This window comes from Salinispora mooreana, from assembly GCF_000379065.1.
Classification (GTDB): domain Bacteria; phylum Actinomycetota; class Actinomycetes; order Mycobacteriales; family Micromonosporaceae; genus Micromonospora; species Micromonospora mooreana.
The window spans coordinates 463,276-485,967 of record NZ_KB900614.1; the positions used below are offsets into that span (position 1 = coordinate 463,276).

Sequence of the window (22,692 nt, forward strand, 5' to 3'; positions counted from 1 at the left end):
GAGGACGAGTGTTCGCCAATCCCGAGGAACTCCTGCGTTACCTCAAAAACGAGGACGTGAAGTTCGTCGACGTACGTTTCTGTGATCTGCCCGGCGTGATGCAGCACTTCAACCTGCCCGCCGAGTCGATTGACGATGAACTCCTCACCGACGGCCTCGCATTCGACGGGTCGTCCATCCGCGGCTTCCAGGCGATCCACGAGTCGGACATGCTCCTGCTCCCGGATGTCGCCACCGCGTTCATCGACCCCTTCCGCGCGCAGAAGACCCTCGCGCTCAACTTCTTCATCCACGACCCGTTCACTCGCGAGGCCTACTCCCGCGACCCCCGGAACGTGGCGAAGAAGGCCGAGGCGTACCTGGCGGCCAGCGGCATCGCCGACACCGCCTACTTCGGTGCGGAGGCCGAGTTCTACATCTTCGACTCGATCCGCCACGAGACCTCGGCGCACCAGTCGTACTACTACATCGACTCGGTCGAAGGCTGGTGGAACACCGGCCGCGACGAGGAGGGTGGCAACCGCGGCTACAAGACCGCGTACAAGGGCGGCTACTTCCCGGTACCGCCGGTTGACCACTACGCCGACCTGCGCGACAAGATCGTCCGTAGGCTGATCGACGCCGGCTACACCGTGGAGCGCTCGCACCACGAGGTCGGCACCGCCGGCCAGGCTGAGATCAACTACAAGTTCTCGACCCTGCTGCACGCCGCAGACCAGCTCCAGCTCTTCAAGTACATCGTGAAGAACGAGACCTGGGTCAACGGCAAGACCGCCACCTTCATGCCGAAGCCGCTCTTCGGGGACAACGGCTCGGGCATGCACACCCACCAGAGCCTGTGGTTGAACGGTGATCCGCTCTTCTACGACGAGACCGGCTACGCCGGCCTCTCCGACACCGCGCGCTGGTACATCGGCGGTCTGCTGCAGCACGCACCGTCGCTGCTGGCCTTCACCAACCCGACGGTGAACTCGTACCGCCGGCTGGTGCCGGGCTTCGAGGCGCCGGTCAACCTGGTCTACTCGCAGCGCAACCGCTCCGCCTGCACCCGCATCCCGGTCACCGGGAGCAACCCGAAGGCCAAGCGGGTCGAGTTCCGCGTGCCGGACCCGTCGGCCAACGTCTACCTGGCCTTCTCGGCGATGCTGATGGCCGGCCTCGACGGCATCAAGAACAAGACCGAGCCGCCGACTCCGATCGACAAGGATCTGTACGACCTGCCGCCGGAGGAGTGGGGCGACGTCAAGCAGGTGCCGGGCTCGCTGCCGGCGGTGCTCGACTCCCTCGAGGCCGACCACGACTACCTGCTCGACGGCGGCGTCTTCACGCCGGACCTGATCTCCACCTGGATCGACTGGAAGCGGACCAACGAGGTCGACCCGGTGCGGCTGCGCCCGACCCCGCACGAGTTCGCGATGTACTTCGACTGCTGAACCCTGCAGCGACCGGCCCGGGTTGCCGCCGCATGTTGCGGCGGCAACCCGGGCCGGTTTTGGTTCAGCGCGACGAGAACGGGGCCCGGCTGGCCCGGGACCGCCACAGCCGCGGTACCCCCCACCCGGCAGCCGCCACCACCAGCCCGGTCATCACCAGCGCCCCCGGCGCCTTCACCAGCCGGGCCAGGTTGGTGCCGTCCGGCATGGTGAGAAAAGCCGCCGCCGCGCAGGGCAGCACGAACCAGGTCGTCCGCGTCGCGGCCGCCGCGAGCAGGACCAACGGCCAGGTCGCATACCAGGGGTGGAAGACGGGGGCGAGCACCACCGTGGCGACCAGCGCCAGGCCGGCACCGAGCAGGGCCACCCGGGGCCGAGCCGCCTCCAGCCGGACCACCCGCCGCCGGACGTCATTCAGCGCGCGCAGGGCTGACCAGGCCCGCCACCACAGCACCGCCAGGACCACCACCAGCAACGCCAACGCCAACGTCCGGACCACCGGCACCGCCACGGGGCGCCCGCCGAAGAGCTCACCGACGTAGTCCAGGACCATGCCGACCGCCGTGGGTGGTGATGTCCACTGCTCCAGGTCGCCGCTGCGGCGCAACCCGCCCACCCAGCCCAGGCCGAGGCCGGAGAACACCGACACACCCCCCAGGGCGAGCAGGGTGCCCACGGCCAGCCAGCCACCATCGCGCAGCACCGACCGCATGGTGAACCGACCGAGCACCGCGGCGAGCGCCGCGAACGGCAGCACCACCACCGCAGTAGCCTTCACCCCCACCGCCAGCCCGAGCAGCGCCCCCGCCACCACCAGCGGCCACGGTCGACCCGGGAACCGCACCACCACCAGCAGGCCGAGCAGCAGCAGCCCGAGCATCACCGCGTCGTTGTGCGCGCCCGCCACCAGATGCACCCCCACCAACGGGCACGCCAGCGCCAGCCAGACCGCCCGCCGAATCGGCACCCCCGCCGCCTGCGCCAACCCGGGCAGACACACCGCGACGAGCAGCACCCCGGCCACCGCGATCAGTCGCAAGACCACCACCACGCCGACCAACTCACCGCCGAACGCCACCGCCAGCGCGGCGAGCAACAGGAAGCCCGGCCCGTACGGCGCGGGCGTGTCCCGCCAGATCGGCGCGACCGCATCCACCCAGGGACAGCCCGCCACCGCCACCCCGACCGCGTACGGGTCAACGCCCTGCCCGTATGCCCAACCCTGACAGGCGTACGAGTAGACATCCCGGCTACCCAGCGGTGGCGCGACGAGCATCGGCATCGACCACAGCCCGGCGGTGCGGTACGCCCACCCCGTCGACGGCGTACCGTGCCGCAGCGCCCACCACGCGCCGGTCAGCAGGCCGGTGCCGACCAGCCAGAGCAGAACGGTCAACGGACCGTCGGCGGCGTGCCACACCCGCTCGAGGGTCGCACCGGGCAGCGCTCCCCCGACGTACCCGGCGACGGCCAGCAGCACCGCACCGACGAAACCGACGTACCGGAGCGCTACCGCCCGAACCGGTGTCCGCACGGCCCCACGCGGAGGCACGCCTGCTCCGGTCACCGGGGCACCCCGGCGGTGGGGAGCGTCGTCGCACCGGTCCCGGCGACGAGGTGGATAGACACGGTAGAACATGCTGCCAGTACGGTGGGCGCGGATACGGAGGTAAGCATGCGGGGCACCCGGACGGTGGTGGCGACGGCCGCCGCGTTGGCCGTGGTGCTCGGCGGGACCTACCTGCTGCTGCCGCCAATGGGCTCGGACCTCGCCGCCCAGGTGGCGCGGGCCGACTTCTTCGCCGCCCACGGCGCCACCCCGGTCGACCTGCGGTGGTACGGCGGGGTCAACCAGTTCGGCTACAGCCTGCTCTCCCAGCCGGTGATGGCGCTGCTCGGCGTCCGGGCGACGGGGGCGCTCGCACTGGTGGCGTCAACCGTCGCCTTCGCTGCCCTGCTGTGCCGCGTTGACGTACCCCGGCCGTTGACCGGCGCCCTGGTGGGGGTGGTCAGCTTCGCCGGCAACCTGGTCGCCGGCCGGGTCACGTACGGGCTCGGGGTGGCCTTCGGCCTCGCCGCCCTCCTCGCTCTCACGCTGCCGGCCGGGCGACGACGACTCGTGCCGGCCACGACGGGAGCGCTGCTGGCCGCCGCGACCAGTCCGGTGGCCGGGCTCTTCGTCGGGCTGGCCGGTGCCGCACTGCTGCTCGGCCGCCGCTACCTTGACGGCCTCACCCTGGGGCTGGCGGCAGCGCTGCCGCTCGGGTTCACCGCTCTGCTCTTCGGCGACGGCGGTTGGATGAACATCAGCCGCACCGACACCGTGCGGGCGGTGGGGAGCAGCCTGCTGGTGGCGGCGCTGGTGGCGTACCGGCCGGTGCGGATCGGTGCGCTGCTCGCCGCGGCCGGGGTGCTCGCGGCGGCACTGCTGCACACCCCGGTCGGCCTGAACGCGACCCGCCTGTCGGCGATGTTCGCGCTCCCCCTGCTCGCCGCCGCCGCAACCGTCGGTGATGGCCGCTGGTTGCCGAGGCACACCGGCGAGGGAACGCACCCCCGTTGGCCGGCCCGACCCGTTCCCGCCGGCAGCGCCGGGCTGCGCCGGCGGGTCAGCGGCGGACTCACCCTGGCTGTCCTGCTCGCCGCCGTGTTCTGGTGGCAGCCACCGGTCGTCCCGGCGGACCTGCGCAGCACCACCGACCCGGCCGCCCGCCCCGTCTACTACGCTCCCCTGCGCGACTTCCTCGCCACCCAACAGCTCACCGGGCGGGTGGAGATCCCACCGACGCGTACCTACCGGGAGTCGGCGGCGCTGGGCGAGATCCCGCTGGCGCGGGGCTGGCTGCGCCAGGCGGACATCGACCGTAATCCGCTCTTCTTCACCACGGTGCCGGGCGCCACCGGCACCGGGGTTCCACTGACCGCCCAGACCTACCACGGCTGGCTGCTGGCGAACGCGGTGCAGTTCGTGGCCGTACCCGACGCGCCGCTGTCCTGGGTCGGCCGGGCCGAGGCGGAGCTGGTCCACAACGGCCTGCCCTACCTGCGCGAGGTGTGGTCCGACCCGCACTGGCGGGTCTGGGCGGTGGTCGAGCCGACACCCCTGGTCGGCGCCCCCGGCACGATCCTGCGGGCCGATGGCGCGAGCGTGACGTTCCGGACCGACGGGCCCGCCACGGTCCCGGTGCGGGTCCGACACAGCCGCTGGTTGACCGCTGCCGGCGGCACCGTCACGGCGGACGGCGAGTGGACCGCTGTCACCGTCCCGCGCGCCGGGGTGTGGATTCTCGGCAGCTGAGGAGAACGAGACCACCGCCAGCAGCAGCATCCCGGTGCCGCCGCTCGCCCGGCCCGACGCCGCCGGGTCTGCTGCGCCCCCGGCATGCCGGGGGCGGTCCTCAGAGCTCGAAGACGCGTTGCATGGCGGCGCGGGAACGGCGACCGGTACGCAGATACTCGTCGAGGAACTCACCCGGATCGTCGCGGCCGAGGAGCCGAACCACCCCCGCCAGGTCCACCCCGTGCCGGGGAAGCTGATCAGCAGCCCGACCGCGCACCAGCATCAAGGCGTTGCGGACCTGCGCGGCGAGGGTCCAGCCGGCTGCCATCGCCGCGGCGTCGTCCGGGTCCACCAGGCCCGCGTCCCGGGCCGCCGTGAGGGCATCGAGGGTACGCGTGCCCCGCAGCCGCGGAAGCTGCCCGGCGTGCCGGAGCTGCAACAGCTGCACCGCCCACTCGACGTCAGCCAGCCCGCCCCGGCCCAGCTTGGTGTGGGTGGCCGGGTCGGCACCCCGGGGCATCCGCTCGGTCTCGACCCGTGCCTTGATCCGCCTGATCTCGACGACCTGCTCCCAGGTCAGGCCGGCCGCCGGATAGCGGATCGGGTCGACCATCGCCAGGAACTCGGCGCCCAGTTCCTCGTCACCGCAGACGAACCGGGCCCGCAGCAGCGCCTGCGCCTCCCACACCCGCGACCAGCGGGCGTAGTACTGCTGGTACGCGGCGAGGCTGCGGACCAGCGGCCCCTGCCGCCCCTCGGGGCGTAGGTCGGCGTCAACGCCGAGCGCCGGGTCGGGCGCCGGCATCCCGAGCAGTCGACGTAGCTCCTCGGCGACCGCCCGCGCGGCGGCGCTCGCCGTGCTCTCATCCATCCCGGCCGGCGGATCGTGGACGAAGAGCACGTCGGCGTCGGAGAGATAGTTGGACTCGTACCCGCCGAGCCGGCCCATGCCGATCACGGCGAAGCGCAGACCCGGCATCAGCGGCTGGGACGCCCGGGCGGCGCGCAGGGCGGCGGCCAGGGTGGCGTCGGTGACATCCGCCAGGGCGGTACCGACCGCGCCCACGTCGGTCAGGGCCGGAGCGGCCCGCCCCTGCACGCTGGGGGGCGACGGGGCCAGCGAGCCGGCCCGGCTCAGCACGTCGGCGCAGGCGAGGCGGAGTAGTTCCCGGCGGCGCAGCGCACGGACCGCGCGGATCGCCTCCACCGGGTCACCGGCGTGTCGGGCCGCCGCCGCCACGAAGCCCTCGCAGAGCACCGTGCGGGGCCGGGCGGCCAGCTCACTCTCCTGCGCGAGTAGGCGCAGCGCCTCCGGCTCGCGGGCGAGCAGGTCGGTTGCGTACCGGGAGGAGGAGAGCACGCGCGCCAGCCGGCGGGCGACCGGCCCCTCGTCGCGCAGCAGCCGCAGGTACCAGGGGGTGCTGCCGAGCTTCTCGGAGACCTTCCGATAGCTGAGCAGCCCACGGTCCGGCTCGGGAGCGTCCGCGAACTCGCTGAGCATCACCGGCAGCAGGGTGCGCTGGATGGCCGCGGTGCGGCTGACCCCGCCGGTGAGGGTCTGCAGGTGGCGCAGCGCCCCTGCCGGGTCCGCGAAGCCGAGGATCTCCAGCCGGTTGCGGGCCGCCGCCGGGGTGAGTCGCAGCCCGTCGGCGGGCACCCGGGCGACCGACTCCAGCAGCGGCCGGTAGAGCAGCTTGGCGTGCAGCCGGCGTACCTCGGTGGCGTGGGTGACCCGCTCGACCCGGAACGCCTCGACGGCGCTGCGTCCCGGTACCGCCGAATAGCCGAGCGCCCCCGCCAACCAGCGCAACGAGTCCGGGTCGGTGGGTACGGTGTGGGTGCGACGCAGCCCCTGCAACTGCAGCCGGTGCTCGACGGCCCGCAGGAAGTGGTAGCCGCGCAGCAACGCCTCCCCGTCCACCCGCCCGACGTAACCGCCGTTGACCAACGCCCGCAGGGCGGGAATGGTGCCCGGCACCCGCAGCGCCTCGTCGACCCGACCATGCACCAGTTGCAGCAGTTGCACCGCGAACTCGATGTCGCGTAGCCCACCCGGGCCGCGCTTGATCTCGCGCTCCTGTTCCGCCGGCGGAATGTGATCGATGATCTTGCGCCGCATGGCCCGGACGTCCTCAACCGCCTCCGGCCGCTCCGCGGCCCGCCAGAGCAGCGGTGCGAGCTGGTCAATCCACTCCTGGCCCAGCGCGAGGTCACCGGCCGCCGGCCGTGCCTTGAGCAGTGCCTGAAACTCCCAGGTCCGGGCCCACCGCCGGTAGTAGGCGAGATGACTGGCGAGGGTGCGCACCAGCGGGCCCCGCTTCCCCTCGGGGCGCAGCGCGGCGTCTACCGGCCAGGCGACCAGGCCACAGACGTGAATCAGGCGGGTGGCGATCGCGGTTGCCGCGGGAAGGTCGTCGTCCTCGGCAGCGACGAAGATCACGTCGACGTCGGAGACGTAGTTCAACTCGCCGCCGCCGCACTTGCCCATCGCCACCACGGCCAGCCGGGGCCGGGGTGTACCCTCCGGCAGCTCACCCTGCGCGAGGTCGTAGGCAGCGGTGAGAGTCGCGTCGGCCAGCGCGGAGAGCGCGGCCATCGTCTGCTCCACACCCCGGTTACCGGTCAGGTCCGCCGCGGCGATCCGGAGCAACGCCAGCCGGTACGCCGACCGCAGCCGGGCGATCGAGCCGTCCCCGCCGGTCAGCTGGAGCCGGCCGTCGGCGATGGGTGCCAGTCCGTCCGCGGTGCTCCGCAGGTCAGCCCACTGGCCCGGGTTGGCGACCAGGTGGTCGCCGAGCGCCGAGGAGGCGCCGAGTACGGCGACCAACCGCCGCCGCAGCCCCGGGTCGTCGTACAGGTCGGCGAGGAGCCCGGATGCGGCACCGATCCCCACCGGGTCAGCGCCATTGGCTGCTTCCCCGGCTCCCGCGGCCCGGTGTTCGGCCTCCACCAGCCGGTGTAGCTGGCGCAGCGCCAGGTCCGGATCGGCGGCCCGAGACAGCGCGGCGAGGAGCTCCGCTGCCCGCTGGTCCACGGGCTCCTGCGTTTCCGGCTGCCAGAGCGCCAGGCCCGTGGGGCCGAGCAGGTCACCGGCGCGGGCGCTGTTGTCGCTGGTGCCGAAGCCGTAGCGGGCGAGCCGTCCCGCGGCCCGGGTCGGCCGGTTCATTCGTGCCCGAGCAGCGGCAGGCTACGGCGGGTCCCCTCGTCGAGCTCGCCGCGGGCCAGGGCGGCGAACCGCGCCGCGAAGGGCTGCCAGACCTCCTCGACATCGACCATCACCGCGGCGCAGGCCGCGACGACCACCTCCGGGTCGTAGCCCAGCTCGGCGAGCAGGGTCGGATCCGCCACCCAGTCGGCGATCATCGCGGTGTCGCATTCGATGTGGAACTGCAGACCCCAGGCCCGGTCGCCGAGGCGGAACGCCTGATGCGGGTAGCGGGTGGAGGCGGCCAGCAGGGTCGCCCCGACCGGCAGCTCGGTGATCTCGTCGGCGTGCCACTGGAACACGTCCGGGATCAACGGCACGTACCGGAAGAGCGGATCCGTCTCAGCGGCGTCCCGGCGGCCCACCACCGCGGGACCGACCTCCGGCCCGGACTGGCTGCGCTCGACCGTCCCGGCGTGCGCCGTCGCGAGCAGTTGCGCGCCGAGGCCGATCGCCAGGGTCGGTACCCGGTGCCGGACCGCCTTGCGCGACAACGCCTCCGCCTGCGGGAGCCAGGATGCCGACGGCTCGCCGTCGGGCAGTGGGTACGCCTGCTGCCCGCCGCCGAGGACGACCAGCGCCGCATATCCGTCCAGGTCAGCTGGGAGCTCGTCGCCGGCGTGCGGCCGGGCTACGTGCAGCCGTAGCCCGGCTTCGGTCAGCCACTCCCCGAGCCGACGCGCGTCTTCGGTCGGGTCATTCTCGATCACCAACGCGGTTGCCACGCCGTCGAGGCTATCCCGTACGACCACCGGAAGGCTGATTAGGCTCGACTGTTGTGATCACCGACGAGGTACTCCGTCCGCCCGCGCTGTGTCCGGGCGACACCGTGCTCCTGGTGTCGCCATCCGGGCCCACCCGGCCGGAGCGGGTCGCCCGTGGCATCGAGTTGCTGACCAGCTGGGGTCTGCGGCCGGTGCCCGCCCCGAACGCGTACGCCCGGCGGGGCTACCTCGCCGGCGCCGACGAGCTGCGGGCGGCGGACCTGAACGCCGCGTTCGCTGACCCGGCCGTCCGGGGGATCATCTGCACCCGGGGTGGGTACGGTGCCCAGCGCATGGTGGACGCGATCGATATGGCAGCCGTACGCCGGGACCCGAAGGTGGTGGCCGGCTTCTCCGACATCACCGCCCTCCAGTTCGCGCTCTGGCGGGGTGCCCGGTTGGCGGGGCTACATGGCCCCGGCGCGGCGTGGCGGGACGAACGGACGGCGTTGGACTCCGCGCAGTCGCTGCACGCCGCGCTGACCACCACCGAACCGGTGACGGTGGCCGCCCGGGAGGACGAGGAGACCTTCCGGGTCCGGGTCCCGGGCCGGGCCAGCGGCCGGCTGCTCGGTGGCAACCTCTGCCTGATCGTGGCGTCGATCGGCACGGTTGACCTGCCGGATCTGACCGGGGCGGTGCTGCTGCTCGAGGAGGTACAGGAGCCCCCCTACAAGATCGACCGGATGCTCACCCAACTTCGCCGGGCCGGGGTGCTGGCCGGGCTGGCCGCGGTGGCGGTCGGGCAGTTCACCGACTGCGCCGACGGGTGGGCGGTTGACGTCGCCGATGTGCTCACCGACCGCCTGGGGGACCTCGGCATCCCCATACTCGGTGGGCTACCGATCGGGCACGGGGTGGGCCAGCTCACCGTTCCGGTCGGCACCGAGGCGGCCCTGGACGCGGACGCCGGCACTCTCACCGTCGCCCCGGCTGTCCGCTGACCCGGCTGTCCACCGCCGACCCGCCACAGCGGTGGTCGGTTCACCGACCGCCCCGGGCAGTCGCCCACAATTGCCAGCTGGCTCATAGCTTCGCCACGGTGTTCCTCCAGCGAGCGCGGTCACTGTCGATCGCGTACCGCACCACCCTGCCGAGTTGGAGGATAACCATGTCCCGCACGATTCGTAGGAAGCACCTGCTGGCCGGGCTCGCCGCGGCGGGCGTGCTCGGCGTCGGCGTGGCCGCACCGACCATGGCCATGGCCGCTGACAACACCTCGCCCTCCCCGAGCAGCAGCACCAGCACCAGCACCGACGCGGAGAAGGGCACCGACAAGGAGCAGAAGCGCTCCGACCGGCAGGCCGCGTTCGCCGAGGCGCTCGCCGAGAAGCTCGGCGTTGACGTGGACAGGGTAGCCACGGCGCTGAAGGAGCTGCACGAACAGCGGGCGGCCGACCGACCCGAGCGGGGCGACCGGGGCGAGCGCCCGGACTCCGCTGACCGGCAGGAGGCGCTCGCGCAGCGTCTGGCGCAGGCGGTCGAGGATGGCACGCTCACCCAGGAGCAGGCCGACGCGATCACCGCGGCGGCCGAGGCCGGCGTCCTCCGGGGCCCCGGCGGGCACGGCGGACCAGGCGGACCGGGCGGCTCCGCGGGTAAGTAGTTCGCCCCGCCCCGACGGCGGACTTCACGGGCGGCGCGCCGGTAACCCGGTGCGCCGCCTTTTCGCGGGAACGAGCCGCCCACCTCGCCCGCACCGCGGTCATCGTCGGATCCCGGTCGGATCCGACGACAACCGGGCCAGCGCGCAGGGCCGACGCCAGGAGCAGGACCAGCCGGGGCCGGAGATCAGAGCGAGAGGTAGTGCTGCCGCTCGTACGGGGTGACCTCGCGGCGGTACTGCTCCCACTCGGACCGCTTGTTGCGTAGGAAGAAGTCGAAGACGTGCTCGCCGAGCACCTCGGCGACCAGTTCGGAGCCGGCCATCACGTCGATCGCCTCGGCGAGGTTCTCTGGCAGCGGCTCGTACCCCATCGCCCGGCGCTCGGCGCTGGTCAGCGACCACACGTCGTCCTCGGCGCCCGGGGGCAGCTCGTACCCCTCCTCGATGCCCTTGAGGCCGGCGCCGAGCATCACCGCGAAGGCCAGGTAGGGGTTGGTCGCCGAGTCGGGCGACCGGACCTCGACCCGGGCCGAGTTCGGCTTACCGTACGCGGGGACCCGGACCAGCGCGGAGCGGTTCAGGTGCCCCCAGCAGACGTACGCGGGGCTCTCGGTGACCCGGTTCGGCAGGGCCTGCGGGAACAGCCGTTTGAACGAGTTGACCCACTGGTTGGTGACCGCCGTGTACTCCCGGGCGTGCACCAGCAGGCCGGCGATGAACGCGCGGGCGACCTTGGAGAGCTTCATCGGGTCACCGACGTCGTGGAACGCGTTGCGCTCCCCCTCGAACAGTGAGAGGTGGGTGTGCATGCCACTGCCCGGCTGGTCGGTGAAGGGCTTCGGCATGAAGGTGGCCTGCACGCCGGTGGAGAGCGCCACCTCCTTGACCACGTGCCGGAACGTCATGATGTTGTCGGCGGTGTTGAGCGCGTCGGCGTAGCGCAGGTCGATCTCCTGTTGACCGGGAGCGACCTCGTGGTGGCTGAACTCGACGGAGATGCCGATCCGTTCGAGGGCGAGTACCGCCTGGCGGCGGAAGTCCCGGGCGACCGCGTGGGTGGTGTGCTCGAAGTAGCCGCCGGTGTCGACCGGGATCGGCACCGAGCCGTCGGACACCCCATCCTCCAGCAGGTAGAACTCGATCTCTGGATGGGTGTAGTAGGTGAAGCCCTTCTCCGCTGCCCGGGACAGCGCCCGACGCAGCACGTGACGCGGGTCGGCCCAGGACGGGCTACCGTCGGGGAGCAGGATGTCGCAGAACATCCGGGCGCTCTCACCGCTGACCCCGCCCTCGAAGGGGAAGACCTGAAAGGTGGTCGGGTCCGGCATCGCCACCATGTCAGACTCGACGACCCGGGCGAAACCCTCGATCGCCGAACCGTCGAACCCGATGCCCTCCTCGAAGGCGGACTCCAACTCCGCGGGGGCCACCGACACGCTCTTCAGCGTGCCCAACACGTCGGTGAACCACAGCCGGACGAACCGGATGTCCCGCTCTTCCAGCGTACGGAGGACAAACTCCTGCTGACGGTCCACTTCCACCCCTCACAACCCTATTGTCCGCATTCGGCCCGCGAACGACCCGGCCTGACCGATCAGTCTCCACCGGCCTCGTTACGCCGACGTTACGCGACCTTCCCACGCCCGCACCGGCCTGTCCGACCCCCGCCACAACCGTGCTGGGAGCACCTCTCCCAGCACGCGCCGTCCCCCGCTCGGAGGGCTGCGGCAAGATAGGGACATGACCACCCTGCGTCTCGCACTCTGCCAGGTCAACCCGATCGTCGGTGACCTCGTCGGCAACGCCACGATCATTCGGGAATGGGCCCGACGCGCCGCCGACGCCGGCGCCCAGCTGGTCGCCTTCCCGGAGCTGACCCTGACTGGATACCCGGTCGAGGACCTGGTCTTCCGCCGCTCCTTCATGGAAGCGTCGAAGGCAGCGCTGGAACGGCTCGCAGCCGACCTCGCCGCGGATGGGTTGGGCGACCTGCCAGTGGTGGTCGGCTACCTGGACGCGGACGGCCCACCACAGGTCAACGGCGACGCCGAGCCGGGGCATGGGGCGCGTAACGCGGCGGCCCTACTGCACGACGGGAAGACCGTGGCCACCTACTTCAAACACCACCTGCCGAACTACGGCGTCTTCGACGAGGACCGCTACTTCGTGCCGGGCGAGACGCTGTCCGTGGTGCGGGTCGGCGGAGTCGATGTCACGCTGACCATCTGTGAGGACCTGTGGCAGGTCGGGGGGCCGTTCGCCGCCGCCCGGCAGGCGAACGTCGGCCTCGTGATCAACATCAACGGCTCGCCGTACGAGCTGAAGAAGGACGACGTCCGGCTACCGCTGGTCCGCCGCCGGGCCGCCGAGGCCGGGGCCACCATTGCGTACGTCAACATGGTCGGCGGCCAGGACGAGCTGGTGTACGAGGGCGACTCCATGATCGTGACGGCGGAGGGGGAACTGCTCGCCCGGGCGCCGCAATTCGTCGAGCACCTGCTGGTACACGACGTGCATCTCCCCGCCGCCGCCGACGGTCCGCCCGCCGACATCGAGCTGGCCGACGGGATGCGGGTGCTCCACCACTGCATCGGGTCGCTGCCGGCCGCCACCACCGACAAGTCGGCGGTCGGGGAACTCCTCGAACCCGCGGCCGACGAGGCGGAGGTGTGGCAGGCCCTCGTGCTGGGGCTGCGTGACTACGTCGACAAGAACCGCTTTCGCTCCGTGGTGCTCGGCCTCTCCGGCGGCATCGACTCGTCGGTGGTGGCGGCCCTGGCCGTTGACGCGCTCGGCGCGGACCGGGTGGTCGGGGTGTCGCTGCCGAGCCAGCACTCCTCCGAGCACTCCCGGGAAGACGCAGCGGAATTGGCCAAGCGCACCGGACTGGACTACCGGGTCGAGCCGATCCAGCCGATCGTCGACACGTTCCTGGCCAACCTTTCCCTCTCCGGCCTCTCGGTGGAGAACCTCCAGGCCCGGGTCCGCGGGGTGATCCTGATGGCCCTGTCGAACCAGGAGGGCCACCTGGTGCTGACCACCGGCAACAAGAGCGAACTCGCGGTCGGCTACTCCACCCTGTACGGCGACTCGGTCGGCGGCTTCAACCCGGTCAAGGACGTCTGGAAGACCCTGATCTGGCAGCTCGCCCGGTGGCGAAACGGCGAGGCGGTCCGCCGCGGCGAGACCCCACCGATCCCGGAGAGCTCGATCAGCAAGCCCCCGTCAGCCGAGCTGAGCCCCGGCCAGCTGGACTCGGACACACTGCCGGAGTACGACCTGCTCGACCCGATCCTCATCGGCTACATCGACGGCGACCTGGGACGGGATGGGCTGATCGAGGCCGGCCACGACCCGGCGCTCGTGGACCAGGTACTGCGGATGGTGGACACCGCCGAGTACAAGCGGCGCCAGTCCGCTCCCGGTACGAAAATATCGATGAAAGCCTTCGGGCGGGACCGCCGCCTGCCGATCACCAACCGCTGGCGCGAGGACGGCCGAGCGGCCGGAGCAGCCGGGCGGCTCGGGGGCGAATGAGTGGCTCGGGGGCGGGGCGAGGGCTCCGGCCGGGGCGGGTGAACGACCGGGGAGTGACATCCTGCACTGCCCCCTGCCGCTACCCCGCCGTGCGGTGCGACGATCGCGGCAGAGCCCGGGGACCGCGTACGCGGCCTCGAGGAAGGAGAGAACCATGCTGGAATCCAGCCCCGCCGAGGTGACCGCCCTCTACGGCGGACCGGCGACCCGACGGGTCCGCGCCCGTGACCTACTCGCCGCGAAGGAGCGTGGCGAGCGGTGGGCGATGCTCACCTCGTACGACCAGTACACGGCGGGAATCTTCGACGCCGCCGGCATCCCGGTGCTGCTGGTCGGTGACTCGGCCGCGAACAACGTCTACGGCTACGACACGACGTTGCCGGTGACCCCCGACGAGCTGCTGCCCCTGGTCCGGGCCGTGGTCCGGGCCACCCGGCAGACGCTGGTCGTCGGCGACCTGCCGTTCGGCTCCTATGAGGAGGGCCCGACCGCGGCCCTGCGCACCGCCGTGCGGTTCATGAAGGAGGGTGGTTGCCACGCCGTCAAACTCGAGGGTGGCCGCCACTGCGCCGAGCAGATCGCCGCGATCGTTCGCGCCGGCATCCCGGCGATGGCGCACATCGGCTTCACGCCGCAGCGGGAACACACCCTCGGCGGCTACCGGGTCCAGGGCCGGGGCGACACCGCCGAGGAGGTGCTCGCCGACGCCCACGCGGTCGCCGAGGCGGGCGCCTTCGCGGTGGTGCTGGAGATGGTCCCCGGTGACGTGGCGAAACGGATAACCGCCGAGCTGACCATCCCGACCGTGGGCATCGGCGCCGGACCGGACACCGACGCCCAGGTGCTGGTCTGGCAGGACATGGCGGGTCTCCGTACCGGCCGGATGCCCCGCTTCGTGAAGCGCTACGCCAACCTCGCCGACACCCTGGGCGAGGCGACCCGTCGCTTCGCCGACGAGGTCCGCGACGGCGGTTTCCCCACCGCCGAGCACACCTTCTGACCGGGTTGGCGGTGGCCCGGCCAACACCGGGCCACCGCCGACCAGCCACTCAGGAGGAAAGAGGTAGGATCCTCGATCGTGCTGAAAACGAGTTTCTTCCGGGCCCTGCTGATCCCTACCGCCGTCCTCGCCCTCACCGCCTGCGGCGGCGGAGACGACTCGGAGTCGGCCGCCTCCGAGTCGAACTCCCCCTCAGCGGCTTCCTCGCCGGCCCCAGCCGCAGCTGCGGCCAAGAGCGACGAGGAGGTCTGCGAAGCGCTGGCGGCAAACCTGAAGACCTTCCAAGAAGGCATGATGCAGACCCTCGCCTCCGCCGATGGCTCAACGGACGAAGCAATGACTGAGGTCTTCCGCGAGATGGCGACGGGAATGACCGAGATCGCCGCCACCGGCAGCGCCGACAGCGAGGTCACCGCCGCCATGCAGGTGATGAGCGCGGAGGCCGAGAAGATGGTTGCCGACCCGAACCTGATGGAAGGCGCGGACAACCCCGCCTTCGAATCGGCCGCCGACGTCGTCACCGAAGCTTGCCAGAAGGTCGGCGTCGAAATCGAATGATAGCGACCTGATCGGCAGGTCATAGGCAGCCGTGGGCTGACCAGAGCCATATCGCTCGTGTGCTCCGCCGGGATTCCGGCGGAACACACACTCATCGCCCACGTCCACCCACAACCCGGCGGCAGCAGGCTCCTACCCGGAGCTCACCGCCCCGACGGGTCTCCATTGGGGATCAATCCGAGTAGCATTCCCTTCCGTGCGTAAAACAACTCTCTTCCAGGCTCTGCTGGTCCCCGCCGCTGTCCTTGCCCTCACCGCTTGCGGAGGAGACGACCCGGAGCCGACGGCATCCGGGACACCGACGACCGACCCCACGACGGCCTCCTCCTCGGCGCCACCTGCGGCTGCCGCCGGCAAGGGCGACAAGGAACTCTGCGAAGCGGCCAACAAGGCCAGCATGGAGCTCAAGCAAACCCTGCTCGACGCCGTGTCGGCGGGCGAGGAGCCGACGACGGAGATGTTCCAGGAGATCTTCACCGGGCTGGCGACGGAGTTCGCCACCATCGCCGCCACCGGAGACGCCGACAGTGCGGTCACCGCCGCGCTGACCGCGTACAGCGAGGAGGCCGGCAAGGCGGCTGCCGCCGCGAGCCCGGAAGCCGCCGACAACCCCGCCTTCGACAAGGCCACCGACACCGCCATTGAGGCCTGCCAGGCGGTCGGTGTCTCGGTCGACTTCTGACCCACGGCAGCTGGGGCTAACCGACGGACATCCGCCGGCTAACTATGGCCCGGTAGGACATTCGTGTGGCCCGCTGGAAGCCCAGCGGGCCACACGCACGTTTCGTCCAATCTCCGAACGCCACCCCAATGGAGGGCCGGTGCGTCCGGACCCGCGCCACCTTCAGAGGTCGGTGACGCGGATGCCGGCGTGGGCCTTGTACCGCTTGTTGATGGCGATCAGGTTCGCCGTGAAAGCCTCGATCTGGTGGGCGTTCCGCAGGCGACCGGCGTAGATGCCACGCATGCCGGGGATCCGGGCGGCGAGGGCACCGACGATCCCGGCCAGTTCCCGCTCCTCGGTGCAGATCAGCACGTCCAGCTCGATCCGCTCGATCTGCGGATCCGCCAACAACGGGGCACTGACGTGGTTGAACGCCGCGCACACCCGGGACTGCGGCAGCAGCGCGGCTGCCTGCTGGACAGCGCTGCCCTCCGCCACGGTGAGGGCGTACGGGCCCTGCTTGTCGAAGCCGAGCGGGTTGACGCAGTCGACCACGATCTTGCCGGCGAGGGGCTCGGCGAGCGCGCCGACGATGCTGGCGTGGCCGTCCCACGGCACCGCGATCACCACCACATCGCTACGCCGGGCGACCTCCTCGTTGGCGGCCCCGGTGACGCTCGCCCCAGCGGGCACCCCCGGCAGGGCGGCGATCTCCGCAGCGGACTGGGCAGCGCGCTCGGCCGAGCGGGAACCGATCAGCACGGTCTGGCCAGCACGGGCGAACCGGTAGGCGAGACCACGCCCCTGGTCGCCCGTGCCGCCGACGATACCGACAGTGAGCCCGGACACATCGGGTAGGTTGCTCGCGTCGTAAGCCATGCGAACATCCTCGCAAACCGCCGATGCACGAGCAGCAGTCGATGCTGTGACAATCCCCGCTGGGGTCAGGCCCGCTCCACCGGAGTCCACAGTTCGGACTCCGTGGTCGCGGCGCTACTCCGCGTTGCGGGACCAGGCTCCGGCGCACCGTTCCAGTCGACGAGCTGGACGATGACACCGTTCGGATCGCGGACCTGGAAGGCGCGCTCGCCCCACTCCTCGGTGGTCAGCGGCATGGTGATCCTGACGCCCTCGGCCTGTAGCCGCGCCAGCTCGCCCTCAAGGTCATCAACCACGAACGCCAGGATCAGACCGCTGGCATGGTCGTCACGCTGGTCATCGGGGAGGGTGGCGAGTCCGCGCCGCAGGAAGACAACGTGGACACCGGCGTCGTCGCGGGTCAGCGAGGCAAACCCGTCCGCGGCCATCTCCTGACGAAACCCGAAGTGCTCGGTCAGGAAGGCGGCAGCGGCGGGGACATCCTCGACATTGAGTGATACGGCAGTGGAGGTGATCTTCATGGAAGAGTCCTTCTCGCGATGATCCGAATACCTCGTACGTCGTACGCTGTACATTGTACAGCGTACGGAGAAATTGCGGAGATGACTATGCGTGCACCTGACGTAACCAGCAGCGGAGACCCCACGCGTACGCTCGCCCTGCTCTGGCGAGAGCCATCGACCGCAGCGCGCCGAGGCCCGCAACGGGGGCTCAACCTGGACACGGTGATCGAAGCGGCGACCGCCGTCACCGACACCGAGGGGCTGACCGGTCTGACCATGCGTCGCGTCGCCCAGGAGCTGCGGGTCTCCCCCATGACCCTCTACACGTACGTGCCCGGTAAGGCGGAGCTACTCGACGTGATGCTCGACGCCGCGTACGGCCGGATGTCGCGCACCGACACCACCGGACAACCCTGGCGAGTACGGCTGACTGCCGTGGCCGAGGAGAACCGGGCGCTCTTCGCGACCCATCCGTGGACCGCCGCAGTCTCCACGTTGCGGCCCCCGCTCGGACCGGGCGCGATCGCCAAGTACGAGCACGAACTGACCGCGCTGGACGGCTTGGGCCTCGACGACGTCGAGATGGACGACTGCCTGACCCTCCTGCTGAGCTTCGTCCAGACCAACGCCAGAGCCGCCGCCGACGCCCGGGCCACTGCCCAGCTCACCACCATGACCGACGAACAGTGGTGGGCGGCCGCCGGGCCGCTGCTGGCCCGGGTCCTCGACCCCGCGGCCTACCCGCTGGCCAGCCGGGTCGGCAGTGCCGCCGGCGCGGCGCACGGCAGCGCCCACGACCCTGCCCACGCCTACGAGTTCGGCCTCCGCCGTCTCCTGGACGGGCTCGCCGCCCTCATCGAACGCGCAACACCCGCAGCATCAGGGAGGTCCTGATGCTGCTCCAGGATGGTCAACTACTGGTGATATCCCGAATGTTCACTCGGCGGGGCGCCGGAGCAGAGTGACGGCGAAGTCACTCTCCTCCCGCCACGGGCGCAGATCCCAGGTGGCGAAACGGTGCTCCCGGCGTAGCCCGGCAGCAGCCGAGTCCTCGTCGAAGGCCGACAGCGGGTAGCCCCGGTCCGTGCCGAAGCCAACCGCCACGATGCCGTCGGGGCGCAGGTGGGCCGCGATCCGGCGGAGCACGTCGGCTTCGGTGCCCGCAGCGACGAAGGTCATCACATTGCCGGCGATCACGGCGGCGTCGAAGGGTTCCGGCTCGTCGGCGGCGGCCAGATCGAGCTCCGCCAGGTCGGCCACGAGCCAGCGCGGACCGGGATAGGCGGCCCCCGCCGCCTCGATCAGCATGGGGTCGGCATCAACACCCACCACGGTGTGACCCCGCAAGGCCAGCGCGGCCGCGACCCGACCAGTGCCGCAGCCGGCGTCGAGGACCCGAGAGCCCGGCGCTACCAGGGCGTCGATCAGCCGGGCCTCGCCGGCGAGGTCCGCCCCCTCCGCCGCCAACCGACGGAATCGGTCGATATACCACTGGGAGTGCTCTGGGCCGGTGTCGGTCACCCATCGGGTCGGCTTTGCCATGACGACAACCGTATCCCCTGGGACCTTCACCCAGTCCGGCACCGGGCACCGCTGACCCCGGCCCCAACCAGCGGCTTCCCACCCGTGGCGGGCCTGGTCTTCGCCCAGATATGACTGGTGGCCGGCGCCCTGGTTCGGGTGCCGGCCACCAGCTTCTTTCCCCCTTGCGTGGGTTGGGTCTTGTGTGTGGTGCGGGTGGGTTAGCTGGTCCAGTGCTCGGCGACGAGGTCGGCGGCCTGGGTCTCCCACTGGGCGTAGTGGAACGGGAACGCCGACACCTGCACCGTCTGCGCGGCCTCGGTCAACGGCATGTCCTGCCAGCCCTCGACCTGCTTCAAACCGTTGAGGAAGGCGGTGGTGGAGTAGGCCGGGTCGGTGATCTGCTCCACGCTGCCCCAACCACTGGACGGGCGCTGCTGGAACAGGCCCTGCGAGTCATGGTCGTTACGCGCGCCCAGGTGGCCCAGGTTCTCCAGCTTCGACTCCTGCAAACTGGTCGCGATCGCCACCACGGCGGCCCGCTCGTCCATCCCGGCGGCCTTCGTGGCCTCGATGATGGCCTTCACGTTCGACACCTGCTCATCGCCCAGGGCGATGCGCGACTGCGTGCCCTGGGTGCCGTGCGGGATCAGCGTGCCCATGTCCGGCTTCTCCGCCCGCACCACAGCCGAAGCCGAGGCCGAGGCGGGGGTGGGGTCGGTGAGGGTGGCCAGCGGGCCGGCGACAACACCGGTGGACAGGGCCAGACCAGCGAAACCAAGCACACTACGACGCAGAATCGTGTTCATCAGGGGATGCTCCATTCGGGGGTCGACACCCCACACCCGAGGGGGTTCGGGGTGGGTGCGAGCACCGTCCGGCGCTCAACGAAACTAAGGAGAAGAGGTCGGCGACCGCGGGCCTCATCGGGGGCACACGCACGGCGCCGGGTCCAGATGTAACGACCGACCGGCCACCATCATTCCCGGCGACCCGCACCCGGCGTCACCCGCCCGAGCGGGGCACCTCCACGGCCGTACGCAGGGTGTAACGCCCCCACGCCCACCGAGATTCCACCACCACCGTGCCCCCGACCACACCCCAAACCGGTATAGACCAGATGGTAATGATGTTCGACCGTTACACATCTACAAATTGGGCTAGATCCGACTGTAATCCGTCCGCCCCCGAGATAGGGATATGGAGTGCAAAAACCAGATATGCCCGGTGTAGCACCGTAACGGGTGCACCTCCCGCGCCCAGCCGTACAAACAGACCAGGAGGCAACACCCGTTCGGCAACGAACCGGGCCCCAGCATCCTCCGGGCGAAATCAACAGACCAAGTCCGCAGAACCCGACCGGATACGCTCGGCCGCGTAGATCAGAAAATTGGGCCGAACTCGGTTGGGTCATCCCACCCCGGATCGCCTGGTGTCGTCGCGGGGTAGAGCCACACCTGCCCGCTCGCCGACGCGCCTGCAATCAGCGCGTCATACCCGTCCTGATCGGAGCGAATTGAGACGAGTTCGTCGCGTTCGGCCCAACCGCCGCTCGCGACCTCAACTCGGTCGTTGAAGCCGCCACCGGCCTTGCCCGGATACAACCATAGTTTTCCGGTGTCTTCCTCCACCGCCACCAAGTCGTCGTACGAGTCGTCGTTGAACTGGCCTCGCGCCAGAGCGCCAAGCATGTTCCAGTTCGTGGTGTCGAGGTCGACGCTCGTCGCCCAGGTGGCATTGCCGCGCCCTGCCCACATGCGCAGCTTGCCGGTATTCTTATCTACAGCCACAAGGTCGTCGTAGGCGTCGTCGTCGAAACGGCCAGCGGTGAGCCGTTCGTTTCCATGCCAACCCCATCCGACAGGATCCGTGCCCTTGTAGCCCCAGTCGGTTCCGCTCTCCGTGCCCGGCCATAGCCAAAGGTCGCCGGTGCTGGAGTTGATGGCTAGCAGGTCGTCGTAGCTGTCCGCGTTAAACCGGCCCACCGTCAAATCCCGGAACCCGATCCAGCCTGTACCCACCTGGATTCGGGGAGCCCACAGGCCGGTGCCCGTGCCCGGGTAGAGCCAAAGTCGGCCGGTACCCTTCTCGACGCCGATCAGGTCCGCGTACTCGTCGCGGGTGAACTCGCCGGTGACCGCCTCCAACAACCCGTGAGGCTGCAGTACTGGAACACGCCCGATCGGTGCTACCCGCTCGCCAAGCAGGCCGCCAGCCACAGTGCCGGGGTAAAGCCAGAGCTGGTCGTGCTCGGTGGCGATCAGGTCGTCGTAACCGTCGGGATTGAGCTTGCCGGCTGCGAGCGAACCATGTGCGCTACCGCCCCCGGCAATCGTGATCTCCTGACCCCAGACTGCACCGCCAGCGGCGCTACCGGGATACATCAGGAGATCACCGGTGTCCTTCGCCAATGCCACGATATCGTCGTAGCCGTCCCGGTTGAAGCGGCCGACGACCAGTTCGGTGAGGCCTCCCCAGCCCTTGCCAATCCGCGTTGACGCACTGAAACCACCAGCACCGTTGCCCGGCCACATCCGCAGTTCGTTCGTGGAACGCGCGACCGCTGCGATGTCGTCGTAGCCGTCCCGGTTGAACTGGCCAGCGACCAGGTCGGTTTTGCCTTGCCAACCGCTGCCGACCTGCACCCGTTCTCCGAGCCCTCCGGCACCGTCGCCGGGGAACAGCCAGAGATTCTCGGTAGCGGTTTCGATGACAAGCAGGTCTTCGTTGGCGTCCCCGCCGAACTGGCCGACAGCAAAGTCACGGTAGTTGGTCCAGTTGACATCCGATCGGACCTGGATCCGGTCGTCCCAAAACCGGTCGGTGGCGGTCCCAGGGTAGAGCCAGAGCTTGCCGGTACCCGGCTCGACCGCCATCAGATCATCACGGCCGTCCCCCGTGAACTCTCCTGTGACCGTGTTGGTCAATGCATACGGCTGCAGGCGGGTGCTCTCCCGGAACCAGTCGGCCAGATCATCGAGGCGAGTCTGGGTAGCATCGGTCCGGGTTTCGGTCTCACCGAGACAGCCACCTTGCCAACTGGTGTTGTTGATCGCAACGAGTTCGACACCGGACTCGGTCTCACGAAACGCTGGCCCACCACCGTCGCCCTTACAGATCGTTGCTGCGGCCGAGGTGCCGATGACCCCGATTGTCGTGGCTGCCACCTCGGAAACCGTAAAAGTAGCGGTATGCAAACGGTCGGGCACCCACTCGGTCGCAGTGCGGCCATACCCGGTAACCCTCAGCGTTTCCTGCGCCAACGGTGCGACAGTTGACCATTCTACTGGCATCACATTAGTGACCGGCGCCGACAGCTCAACCAGCAGAACATTACGGGTTGGATGCGGAACCAGAGTCGTCACTCCGAGGCGGTGGCCCGCATTACCGGCAAGATTGGTTCGCCCAACCAGTACGCTGGTCGGACGGCTGGGAACAGCCTCAGCAGGCGCTGACCCTCCTTCGGCAAAACAGGATTTCGCTGTAACGACCCATCGGCTGGCAACGAGAGCACCGGTACAGCTGTGCAGTTCACCGAAGTTCACCTTGACCGAAAAGGGATACCCCCCGTCAGGGACCTCCTCTCCGTCAGGGACCTCCTCTCCGCCGGAGACTGCAGATACAGCGCTACCCGTCAGCACGCCAGCGGCCAGCCCGACCACCAGCATGACGCCAACGCTGACCCGTGAAGATCTACTAAACAATTTTACTCCAAACTATCAAATACCGTATAGATCATCAA

Annotated in this window: 18 protein-coding genes; 9 read left to right on the forward strand and 9 right to left on the reverse strand. The window is 70.2% G+C overall.

Translation table 11 applies throughout. The features are described from left to right. Positions 1-8 precede the first annotated feature (8 nt). Positions 9-1,433, forward strand: a complete 1,425-nt coding sequence (glnA, locus tag SALPAC6_RS0102110) for a type I glutamate--ammonia ligase (RefSeq protein ID WP_018216482.1) — start codon at positions 9-11, stop codon at positions 1,431-1,433. Between the two features lie 64 nt (positions 1,434-1,497). Here glnA and mptB read toward each other — a convergent pair whose 3' ends face one another. Next, positions 1,498-3,000: a polyprenol phosphomannose-dependent alpha 1,6 mannosyltransferase MptB gene (gene mptB, locus SALPAC6_RS0102115; RefSeq protein WP_033666315.1), complete on the reverse strand. Its 1,503-nt coding sequence runs from the start codon at positions 2,998-3,000 to the stop codon at positions 1,498-1,500. A 108-nt stretch (positions 3,001-3,108) separates the two neighbouring features. Between mptB and SALPAC6_RS0102120 the strand changes: the two genes are divergently transcribed. Next, a complete protein-coding gene (locus SALPAC6_RS0102120; RefSeq protein WP_018251800.1) occupies positions 3,109-4,731 on the forward strand; it encodes a hypothetical protein in 1,623 nt (540 codons plus the stop codon). A 100-nt stretch (positions 4,732-4,831) separates the two neighbouring features. On the opposite strand, the gene SALPAC6_RS0102125 is transcribed toward SALPAC6_RS0102120, so the two are convergent. Continuing rightward, positions 4,832-7,879, reverse strand: coding sequence for a bifunctional [glutamine synthetase] adenylyltransferase/[glutamine synthetase]-adenylyl-L-tyrosine phosphorylase (locus tag SALPAC6_RS0102125; RefSeq protein ID WP_018251801.1), 3,048 nt, complete (start codon positions 7,877-7,879; stop codon positions 4,832-4,834). Next, entirely contained in the window at positions 7,876-8,670 is a 795-nt protein-coding gene (locus SALPAC6_RS0102130; protein WP_018251802.1) for a type 1 glutamine amidotransferase, read from the reverse strand. The genes SALPAC6_RS0102125 and SALPAC6_RS0102130 overlap by 4 nt, the downstream gene beginning before the upstream one ends. Before the next feature lie 26 nt (positions 8,671-8,696). Between SALPAC6_RS0102130 and SALPAC6_RS0102135 the strand changes: the two genes are divergently transcribed. Continuing rightward, positions 8,697-9,626: a S66 peptidase family protein gene (locus tag SALPAC6_RS0102135; RefSeq protein WP_018251803.1), complete on the forward strand. Its 930-nt coding sequence runs from the start codon at positions 8,697-8,699 to the stop codon at positions 9,624-9,626. 167 nt (positions 9,627-9,793) lie between these two features. Continuing rightward, positions 9,794-10,288, forward strand: coding sequence for a hypothetical protein (locus tag SALPAC6_RS0102145; RefSeq protein ID WP_018251805.1), 495 nt, complete (start codon positions 9,794-9,796; stop codon positions 10,286-10,288). 185 nt (positions 10,289-10,473) lie between these two features. Here the strand turns inward: SALPAC6_RS0102145 and SALPAC6_RS0102150 are convergent, their stop codons facing one another. Continuing rightward, positions 10,474-11,823, reverse strand: a complete 1,350-nt coding sequence (locus SALPAC6_RS0102150) for a glutamine synthetase family protein (protein ID WP_033666331.1) — start codon at positions 11,821-11,823, stop codon at positions 10,474-10,476. A gap of 205 nt (positions 11,824-12,028) precedes the next feature. Here SALPAC6_RS0102150 and SALPAC6_RS0102155 point away from each other — a divergent pair, with 205 nt between their 5' ends. From SALPAC6_RS0102155 to SALPAC6_RS0102170, 4 genes are all read left to right on the forward strand, one after another. Next, the gene (locus SALPAC6_RS0102155) at positions 12,029-13,825 is read left to right on the forward strand and encodes an NAD+ synthase (protein ID WP_018251807.1); all 1,797 of its coding nucleotides are present in this window, start codon (positions 12,029-12,031) and stop codon (positions 13,823-13,825) included. 154 nt (positions 13,826-13,979) lie between these two features. After that, positions 13,980-14,825: a 3-methyl-2-oxobutanoate hydroxymethyltransferase gene (panB, locus tag SALPAC6_RS0102160; protein ID WP_018251808.1), complete on the forward strand. Its 846-nt coding sequence runs from the start codon at positions 13,980-13,982 to the stop codon at positions 14,823-14,825. Positions 14,826-14,903: 78 nt separating this feature from the next. Beyond that, entirely contained in the window at positions 14,904-15,383 is a 480-nt protein-coding gene (locus SALPAC6_RS0102165) for a hypothetical protein (RefSeq protein ID WP_018251809.1), read from the forward strand. A 196-nt stretch (positions 15,384-15,579) separates the two neighbouring features. After that, positions 15,580-16,065 (forward strand): hypothetical protein, encoded by a 486-nt coding sequence (locus tag SALPAC6_RS0102170; protein WP_026189249.1) that lies wholly within the window; start codon positions 15,580-15,582, stop codon positions 16,063-16,065. 162 nt (positions 16,066-16,227) lie between these two features. On the opposite strand, the gene npdG is transcribed toward SALPAC6_RS0102170, so the two are convergent. Continuing rightward, positions 16,228-16,926 carry an NADPH-dependent F420 reductase gene (gene npdG / locus SALPAC6_RS0102175; protein ID WP_018251811.1) on the reverse strand — a complete coding sequence of 233 codons (699 nt, stop codon included), beginning with the start codon at positions 16,924-16,926 and terminating at the stop codon, positions 16,228-16,230. Positions 16,927-16,991: 65 nt separating this feature from the next. Further along, positions 16,992-17,447 carry a VOC family protein gene (locus SALPAC6_RS0102180; protein WP_018251812.1) on the reverse strand — a complete coding sequence of 152 codons (456 nt, stop codon included), beginning with the start codon at positions 17,445-17,447 and terminating at the stop codon, positions 16,992-16,994. A gap of 87 nt (positions 17,448-17,534) precedes the next feature. Here SALPAC6_RS0102180 and SALPAC6_RS0102185 point away from each other — a divergent pair, with 87 nt between their 5' ends. After that, positions 17,535-18,323 (forward strand): TetR/AcrR family transcriptional regulator, encoded by a 789-nt coding sequence (locus SALPAC6_RS0102185; RefSeq protein ID WP_018251813.1) that lies wholly within the window; start codon positions 17,535-17,537, stop codon positions 18,321-18,323. 42 nt (positions 18,324-18,365) lie between these two features. Here the strand turns inward: SALPAC6_RS0102185 and SALPAC6_RS0102190 are convergent, their stop codons facing one another. The 3 genes from SALPAC6_RS0102190 to SALPAC6_RS0102200 form a co-directional block, all read right to left on the reverse strand. Next, positions 18,366-18,971: a class I SAM-dependent methyltransferase gene (locus SALPAC6_RS0102190; protein ID WP_018251814.1), complete on the reverse strand. Its 606-nt coding sequence runs from the start codon at positions 18,969-18,971 to the stop codon at positions 18,366-18,368. Positions 18,972-19,171: 200 nt separating this feature from the next. After that, positions 19,172-19,762, reverse strand: coding sequence for a hypothetical protein (locus tag SALPAC6_RS0102195; protein ID WP_026189250.1), 591 nt, complete (start codon positions 19,760-19,762; stop codon positions 19,172-19,174). A gap of 570 nt (positions 19,763-20,332) precedes the next feature. Next, positions 20,333-22,618, reverse strand: a complete 2,286-nt coding sequence (locus SALPAC6_RS0102200; RefSeq protein WP_223874367.1) for an FG-GAP-like repeat-containing protein — start codon at positions 22,616-22,618, stop codon at positions 20,333-20,335. Positions 22,619-22,692: the final 74 nt, after the last annotated feature.